The 7,556-nt window shown below is 51.6% G+C and carries 6 protein-coding genes, 6 tRNA genes and 1 pseudogene; all 13 read left to right on the top strand.

Features of this window, described 5'->3' with window-relative positions; translation table 11 throughout:
* Position 1 precedes the first annotated feature (1 nt).
* A tRNA-Val gene (locus L971_RS14515) sits at positions 2 to 77 on the top strand.
* Positions 78 to 107: 30 nt separating this feature from the next.
* A tRNA-Thr gene (locus tag L971_RS14520) sits at positions 108 to 180 on the top strand.
* Between the two features lie 6 nt (positions 181 to 186).
* Positions 187 to 270 (top strand) — tRNA-Tyr (locus L971_RS14525).
* 5 nt (positions 271 to 275) lie between these two features.
* Positions 276 to 348 (top strand) — tRNA-Lys (locus L971_RS14530).
* A 7-nt stretch (positions 349 to 355) separates the two neighbouring features.
* A tRNA-Gly gene (locus L971_RS14535) sits at positions 356 to 430 on the top strand.
* Positions 431 to 445: 15 nt separating this feature from the next.
* Positions 446 to 521 (top strand) — tRNA-Ala (locus L971_RS14540).
* 201 nt (positions 522 to 722) lie between these two features.
* On the top strand, positions 723 to 1,616 hold the full coding sequence (rocF, locus tag L971_RS14545) for an arginase (RefSeq protein WP_029334052.1): 894 nt from the start codon (positions 723 to 725) through the stop codon (positions 1,614 to 1,616).
* Positions 1,617 to 1,756: 140 nt separating this feature from the next.
* Positions 1,757 to 2,332: an RNA polymerase sigma factor SigW gene (gene sigW / locus L971_RS14550; RefSeq protein WP_024372450.1), complete on the top strand. Its 576-nt coding sequence runs from the start codon at positions 1,757 to 1,759 to the stop codon at positions 2,330 to 2,332.
* The gene (locus tag L971_RS14555) at positions 2,329 to 2,967 is read left to right on the top strand and encodes a hypothetical protein (protein ID WP_024372449.1); all 639 of its coding nucleotides are present in this window, start codon (positions 2,329 to 2,331) and stop codon (positions 2,965 to 2,967) included. Before sigW ends, L971_RS14555 begins: the two co-directional genes overlap by 4 nt.
* A gap of 128 nt (positions 2,968 to 3,095) precedes the next feature.
* Entirely contained in the window at positions 3,096 to 3,956 is an 861-nt protein-coding gene (gene cdaA / locus L971_RS14560; RefSeq protein ID WP_024372448.1) for a diadenylate cyclase CdaA, read from the top strand.
* Positions 3,957 to 5,237, top strand: a complete 1,281-nt coding sequence (locus L971_RS14565; protein ID WP_047376475.1) for a YbbR-like domain-containing protein — start codon at positions 3,957 to 3,959, stop codon at positions 5,235 to 5,237.
* A gap of 35 nt (positions 5,238 to 5,272) precedes the next feature.
* Positions 5,273 to 6,631 carry a phosphoglucosamine mutase gene (gene glmM / locus L971_RS14570; protein WP_024372446.1) on the top strand — a complete coding sequence of 453 codons (1,359 nt, stop codon included), beginning with the start codon at positions 5,273 to 5,275 and terminating at the stop codon, positions 6,629 to 6,631.
* A 358-nt stretch (positions 6,632 to 6,989) separates the two neighbouring features.
* Positions 6,990 to 7,556, top strand: a pseudogene (locus tag L971_RS14575) (glutamine--fructose-6-phosphate aminotransferase); the annotation flags it as partial.

Below are 7,556 nucleotides of genomic sequence, written 5' to 3' on the forward strand. Positions count from 1 at the left end.
TGGAGGATTAGCTCAGCTGGGAGAGCACCTGCCTTACAAGCAGGGGGTCGGCGGTTCGATCCCGTCATCCTCCACCATTTTTTTCATTAACTAATCAAACCATATATGCCGGTGTAGCTCAGTTGGTAGAGCATCTGACTTGTAATCAGAGGGTCGAGGGTTCGAATCCTTTCGCCGGCACTCCTTGGGGGGGTAGCGAAGTGGCTAAACGCGGCGGACTGTAAATCCGCTCCCTCGGGTTCGGCGGTTCGAATCCGCCCCCCCCCACCAGGTTTGAGCCATTAGCTCAGTTGGTAGAGCATCTGACTTTTAATCAGAGGGTCGCAGGTTCGAGCCCTGCATGGCTCATTTTTTTGCGGAAGTAGTTCAGTGGTAGAATACGACCTTGCCAAGGTCGGGGTCGCGGGTTCGAATCCCGTCTTCCGCTCCATATTATTCCCTTTACGGGGCCTTAGCTCAGCTGGGAGAGCGCCTGCCTTGCACGCAGGAGGTCAGCGGTTCGATCCCGCTAGGCTCCACCATTTGTTTTTTTCTTAAGTTACTTACGACTTAAGTTTTTTTTTGCCTAAAACCATGAACCATTCACTTAAGAGTACAGAGAGAGGCAGCCTGCCACCATTCAGGCTGCCTTTTTTGTATGTTTATACACGTTCCTGTGCAGTTGAACCATGCGATTGATAGCGTTTACAATAAAGGCATTAATCGGTCAAGGGGGAATGGCTATGCAATGGTCATATATTGAAGTACCGCTCCGTTATGGACAGGGGAAACACGGAGTCGATCAAGGTCCGACAAAGCTACGGGAGCTCGGATTAGAGGCGTTACTGCCTGAAGGCACCCAAAAACGATCGGTTCGTGTGTTGCCAGAATCAGAGATTCGTGAGAATGAAGAGCACTTGAAACGGGTTGATGGGGTGTTATACACGGTCAATGAACTCGCGGAAGTAGTCCATGAAGAAATTCAAGCGAATCGTTTCCCGTTGATTGTCGGGGGCGACCATAGTATGGCGATCGGTACGCTTGCGGGTCTCGCACAAACTGGACCATATGGCGTTATTTGGGTAGATGCCCATGCGGATTTGAATACAGGCGAGACATCACCTTCGGGCAATATACACGGGATGCCGCTTGCGGCCGCCATGGGGATGGGCGATGTTCGGTTGACGGAGGTCGGGGGAAGAGACCGTAAACTTGCGCCGGAGCACTTGGTCTATATCGGACTTCGCGATATCGATGAAGGGGAAATCCGTGAAATCAACCGACTCGGCATTAAAGTCATCACGGTCGAAGAAGTTCGCACGCGCGGTGCGGACGTGACCATGAAAGAGGCCATCGCCTATTTACGTGAACGTGTCGGTCGTTTTTATGTCAGCTTTGACATGGATAGCTTTGATGCGAGCCTCGTCGCGGGGACCGGGACACCGGTCGATGGGGGATTGACCACCGAAGAAGGCAAGGCGATCGTCGCCGAGGCGATGACGGCAAACGAATTGATTGCGATCGAGCTCGTTGAATTGAACCCGTCCCTTGACGTAGAAGACAAGACGGCACAGTTGGCGTTCGCACTTTGCGAGACGATTGTGAAATCCAAAGAAAACCTGTTACTGGAAAGTTGAATTGCTTAACTTCCCTTACGGTTTCCAAATCCATTTGTTACAATGGGTTTGGAAACTTTTTTTAGTGAAGTTGAAACTTAATGGACGAGTGGCACGTATAGAGGGATAACCGCATAGTCGCGGAGAGGGAGAGTGGATCGATGGAACGGCTGACCACCCGTTTGGTCGACGAATTGAGGTCGGGGAATCACGATTCGTTTGCTGAACTGGTAGAACTGTACAAGGATGGTGTCTTTGCTGTCGCCTATAAGATTCTTTTTGACCGTGGCGAAGCCGAGGACGCTGCCCAAGAGACGTTCATTCGAGCCTACACACGGATTGAGACGTACGATCCGCAATATAAGTTCAAAACGTGGTTGTACCGGATTGCGACGAACGTCGCCATCGATCGCCTCCGCAAACGTAAACCGGAGTATTCGATGGATGCTGAAATCGCTGGTACCGAGGGTCTCACATATCAAGACCACTTAGCTGACGACGCACCTCAACCCGACGCCCTAGTCGTACACCGCGAAATTCGAGGCGAGATGCATGAGGCGATCAAACAATTGCCTGATAAGTATCGAATCCCGTTACTGTTAAAGTACGTGGATGATTTATCGCTCAAAGAAATTAGCGTGATGATCGATATGCCGGTTGCAACGGTTAAAACAAGGATCTTCCGGGGAAGAGAAATGTTAAAAACAATCTTTCAAAACAGGGAGGGGTTCAATTGACTCCTGAAGAAAAACTGCAACAATATTTGGAAGATGGCATCCTGCCCGAAGAATCTGACGAATTACGTCAATTACTCGAGGACGATACCTTATACGAGGCTTACCTCCAGTACGAACGAATAGATGCCGAACTGAAAGCACTGCCGCGACCGAAGTTGTCCGAAGATTTCACCGCTCGGGTGATGGCTGCTTTGCCTGATGCGAAAGCGCGCCCGCTGCACGTCGCGCCTGCTCCACAAGAGCGGCCACCGACAAAGAAAGTAAGGCGTGGGCATTCAAGACAGATGACGTGGTTCCGGAAACATCCTGGACTAATCGCGGCTGTACTTTTCTTCAGTTTGATGTCGAGCGCGACGCTCGGACTTTGGAACGGGTCAACGGAAACGATGACGTATACGAAAGTGCCTGGCATCGTCGTGACGGCGAACGAGGTCATCGTACCGGAAGGTGTCACGATCGAACGAGACATCACCGTCCAAGGCGGCAACCTTCGAGTAGAAGGAAAAGTCGAGGGCAATGCGACGGCCGTCCATGGTCGTGCTTATTTGGCGAGTGCCGGAGAAGTGACGGGTGAACTCGAACAAATCGATCGGATCTTCGAGTGGATTTGGTATTCCATCAAACAGTTGTTCTAAAGGCGCCCGTTGTGGCGTCTTTTATTCATTTCAATCTAGTTTCGTTTTATCACGAGGCGATGCGTCGTTTTGGAAATGTGATATAATGAAGTTTGCATAATTGGCTAGGTAGTTGAGGAGGGGAGCATTTGCCGCTACTTGAACAGGTTTCATTCTTATCATTTTTTAGTCTTTCAGAGAACGTACATTGGTACGATTATTTGAATGACGTTTTAGATATCGTCGTCGTCACGTACGTCATCTATAAATTGATGATGATCGTCCGTGGGACAAAAGCGGTACAACTGATCAAAGGGATCTCGATCATCCTCGTCAGTTGGTTCCTCAGCGGGTTCTTTGGACTGAAGACGTTACAGTTCTTACTGAATCAAGTGATCACATACGGGTTACTTGGGATTATTATCATCTTCCAACCGGAACTCCGCCGCGGGCTTGAACATTTAGGTCGAACGAGCAATCTGTTTGGTCGGACGAGCACGAGCGATGAGGATAAGCAACGTCAAATGATTGAAGCGATCGTCAGTTCGGCGCAATACATGTCGAAACGACGGATCGGGGCGTTGATTGCCATCGAGCGCGACACCGGGTTGAATGAGTATGTCGAGACCGGTATCCGCATGGACTCGCATATCACGTCACAACTGATCATCAACTTGTTCATCCCGAACACCCCACTTCACGACGGGGCGATGATCATTCAAGACGGAAAAATCGCAGCGGCGGCTTGTTATTTGCCGCTATCGGAAAGTCCACACATCGACAAGGCACTCGGGACACGTCACCGGGCTGCCATCGGTGTGAGTGAAGTGACGGACAGTGTGACGCTGACTGTGTCGGAAGAGACAGGAGCGGTTTCACTTGCCATCGCGGGACGTCTTTATCGTGAATTAGACGAGGAGGCGCTCCGTAACAAGTTAATTCAAGAACTCGTCATCGAAGAAAAAGAGACGACGCTCTCGTTCTTCAATAAGAAAGGAGGGGACAAGTAAGTGATTGATCAGTGGTTACAACATAAATGGTTTCTCCGCATCATTGCACTTGCTTTAGCCATCCTCCTCTATTTTATGGTCGCCGAGACGAGTTCGTCGACGGGTTCGTCGAGCGCCTTACCGATTGTCGGACAGAGTTCGATGTCGCTCGATGTGCCGGTAGAGGTGTTCTTCGATGAGGTCCAGTACGTGGCGTACAACGTACCGGAAGAAATGAGTGTCGAGCTCCAAGGTCCATCTAGTAGTTTGACAATGACGCGATTGGTGAAAGATTATCAAGTGTTCGTCGATTTGACGAACCTTGGCACCGGGTTTCATCGTGTCCCAGTAGAAGCACGTGGCTTTGGCGGGGATGTGAACGTCAAGCTTGAACGCGACACCGTTGAAATTTATATCGACCGCAAACAGACGGTTGAAGTGCCGGTGTCTGTTAACTTGTTGAACAAGGATCAGTTACCGGAAGGGCTTGTCGTCGGGGATGCCGAAATCGAACCGACGACGGTGAACGTGTCAGGAGGAGCGAGTCGAATCCAAAACGTGAAAGAGATCACGTTGAACGTCGATGTCGCCAATCAGGGCCAAACGTTTACCCGGGAATTGTCACCGACGATTTTAGATGCGAACGGCAACCCGCTAAACGTGACGGTGGAGCCGAACATCATTCGTGTGACCGTCCCTGTATACGAACAAAGTGCGATTATCCCGATCGAGGCAGTCACGACCGGAGAAGTCGCTGATGAATTCAGACTCGTTGATACGTTGCTCGCTGATACGGAAGTACGAGTATTTGCGCCTCTTGAAGTGTTGGAAGGAATCGAAAGCGTCGAAACGGCGCCGATTGATTTGGATGAACTGGACAAGAGTGGTAAAGTGACGACGACGCTTCGACTACCGGAAGGGGCAACGGCGCTCGATCAAAAAGAAGTTGACGTTCAATTACTTATTCGCGGCATCGATGACACGCGAGATGATACGGGTGAACTGACCGAGCGGGTGCGTTTAACGGTTCCCGTGACGGTGAGGGGCTATGACCGGACAAACTATACGCTCCGGGTCCCGGATGTCGTCAGTGTGACGTTATCCGGCAAGCGTTCGCTCCTAGAAAGCATCACGTCAAACAGTATAAACGTCACCCTCGACTTGACTGGTCTTCCGAGCGGGTTGCATGGGGTTGACGTCGACTACGAAGTGCCGAAAGGTGTGACCGTCGTCTCGCCAAAAACAATCGATGTCGAACTGAAGAGCGTCGATGACGAAACAGAGACGTCTTCGCTACAATAAGACGTTCAATCATACAAAAGTGAGGAAATGCATACATGGGTAAATATTTTGGAACAGATGGAGTCCGCGGCGTCGCGAACTCAGAATTGACAGCAGAACTAGCATATCGTTTAGGACGAGCCGGTGGATACGTGTTATCAAAGCACCTACCGGCCGGTGAACAGCCGAAAGTATTAATTGGCCGAGACACACGTATTTCTGGCCACATGCTTGAAGGGGCGCTCATCGCAGGTCTTTTGTCGATCGGGGCGGAAGTGATGCGTCTCGGTGTCATCTCGACACCTGGTGTCGCTTATTTAACGAAGTCGCTCGACGCGACTGCGGGTGTCATGATTTCAGCGTCACACAACCCGGTCGCCGATAACGGCATTAAGTTCTTCGGCAGCGACGGCTTCAAACTCGATGACGCAACCGAAGCGGAGATTGAAGACATTTTAGACGCAGCGGAAGACACGTTACCGCGTCCGGTCGGGAAAGACCTCGGCTTCGTTTCTGACTACTATGAAGGCGCCCAAAAGTACCTTCAAATGTTGAAACAGACGGTCGATGAAGACCTCGATGGTCTCCATATCGCCCTCGACTGTGCCCACGGCGCGACGAGCGGACTTGCTGCTCGTTTGTTCGCAGACCTTGAAGCGAACGTCTCGACGATTGGGAACTCGCCGAACGGTTTGAACATCAATGAAGGCGTCGGTTCGACGCATCCGGAACATTTGGCTGAATTCGTACGTGAAAAAGGTGCGGATATGGGTCTTGCGTTTGACGGCGACGGCGACCGCTTGATTGCGATCGACGAGAACGGTGACGTCGTCGATGGCGACATGATCATGTATATTTGTGGGAAGTATTTGAGCGAGCAGGGCCGTTTGAAAGACAATACGATTGTCGCGACGGTCATGAGCAACCTTGGCTTCCACAAAGCAGTTGAAGAAGCGGGCATGACGGCGCTTCAAACAGCGGTCGGCGATCGCTACGTCGTCGAAGAGATGAAGAAACACAACTACACGCTCGGTGGCGAGCAGTCGGGTCACCTCATCTTCCTCGATCACTCGACGACAGGCGACGGGATGCTCTCAGGCGTCCAGCTTGCCCAAATCGTCAAATCGACAGGACGCAAGCTGTCTGAACTCGCAGCGGAGATGCCAGTGTACCCGCAAAAACTCGTCAACATCCGCGTCACGGATAAAAACGATGCGATGAACGGTGAGCGTGTCCTCGCGACGATACAAGACGCGGAAGCAGAAATGAACGGGAACGGTCGTATCCTCGTTCGTGCGTCGGGCACGGAGCCGCTCGTTCGTGTCATGGCGGAAGCACCGACAAAAGAAGAATGTGAACGCTACGTCGAGAAAATCGCACAAGTCGTGCGCGAAGATTACGGTGTAGAAGGATAATTTTATCCAAACAGGGAATAACACAAGGGAATCCAACTTTGGGTTCCCTTTTTGTTTCCGTTTTGTCACTGCGAAATCTTGTGATTTTCTTGACGAATGGGGGTGTGATTTGTACTATTAAGAGCGTGACCTTAGAAACGGAGGGGCACAAAGTACGAGAAAGCGCCAGAACTCTGCGGAGTTGACGAGGACGAAGGTGATCGAGATTTTCGGCGGATGCCTTCTAGTCGCCTGTCACGACTAAGAGTCTTTCATTAAAACGCCCGGGCGACCGGACGGACAAAGTGAAAGGCGATGACAGCTCTTTGAAAAAGCCCGTTTCCTTTTTCGAGAAATCGAATATAGAGGAGAATTGTTTATGTGTGGAATTGTAGGAATGATTGGGAATGCCGGAGCGAAGGAAATCCTTCTCAAAGGTCTTGAGAAACTCGAGTACCGCGGCTATGACTCGGCTGGCCTTGCGTTGATGCAAGATGGTGTCAACGTTCATAAGGAAGTCGGTCGCATCGCCGCGCTACGCGAAATCGTCCCAGCAGAAGTAGACGGCACGATTGGAATCGGCCACACACGTTGGGCGACACACGGGGTGCCGAGCGTCCCGAACGCCCACCCGCACCAGAGCACGACGGGCCGCTTCACGCTCGTCCACAACGGCGTCATCGAGAACGACGAGCAGCTCAAGGCGACGCTCGACGTCCCGTTTCTCTCGGAAACGGATACGGAAGTCATCGTCCAGTTGATGGAGAAGAACTTCGTCGCGCTCGGCGACGTCGAATCGGCGTTCCGGAAGACGCTCGCTGAACTTCACGGCTCGTACGCGATCGCGATGATTGACTCAGAGGACCAAGAGCGCCTCTATATCGGCAAGAACAAGTCGCCGCTCCTCGTCGGACTCGGCGACGGAACGTTCAACGTTGTCGCGTCT

The sequence above is a fragment of the Exiguobacterium sp. ZOR0005 genome, assembly GCF_000798975.1.
GTDB lineage: Bacteria > Bacillota > Bacilli > Exiguobacteriales > Exiguobacteriaceae > Exiguobacterium > Exiguobacterium aurantiacum.

Bases quoted from the DNA above. Each gene is read 5' to 3' on its own strand.
- rocF (WP_029334052.1), top strand. From the start codon at position 723: ATGCAATGGTCATATATTGAAGTACCGCTCCGTTATGGACAGGGGAAA.
- sigW (WP_024372450.1), top strand. From the start codon at position 1,757: ATGGAACGGCTGACCACCCGTTTGGTCGACGAATTGAGGTCGGGGAAT.
- glmM (WP_024372446.1), top strand. From the start codon at position 5,273: ATGGGTAAATATTTTGGAACAGATGGAGTCCGCGGCGTCGCGAACTCA.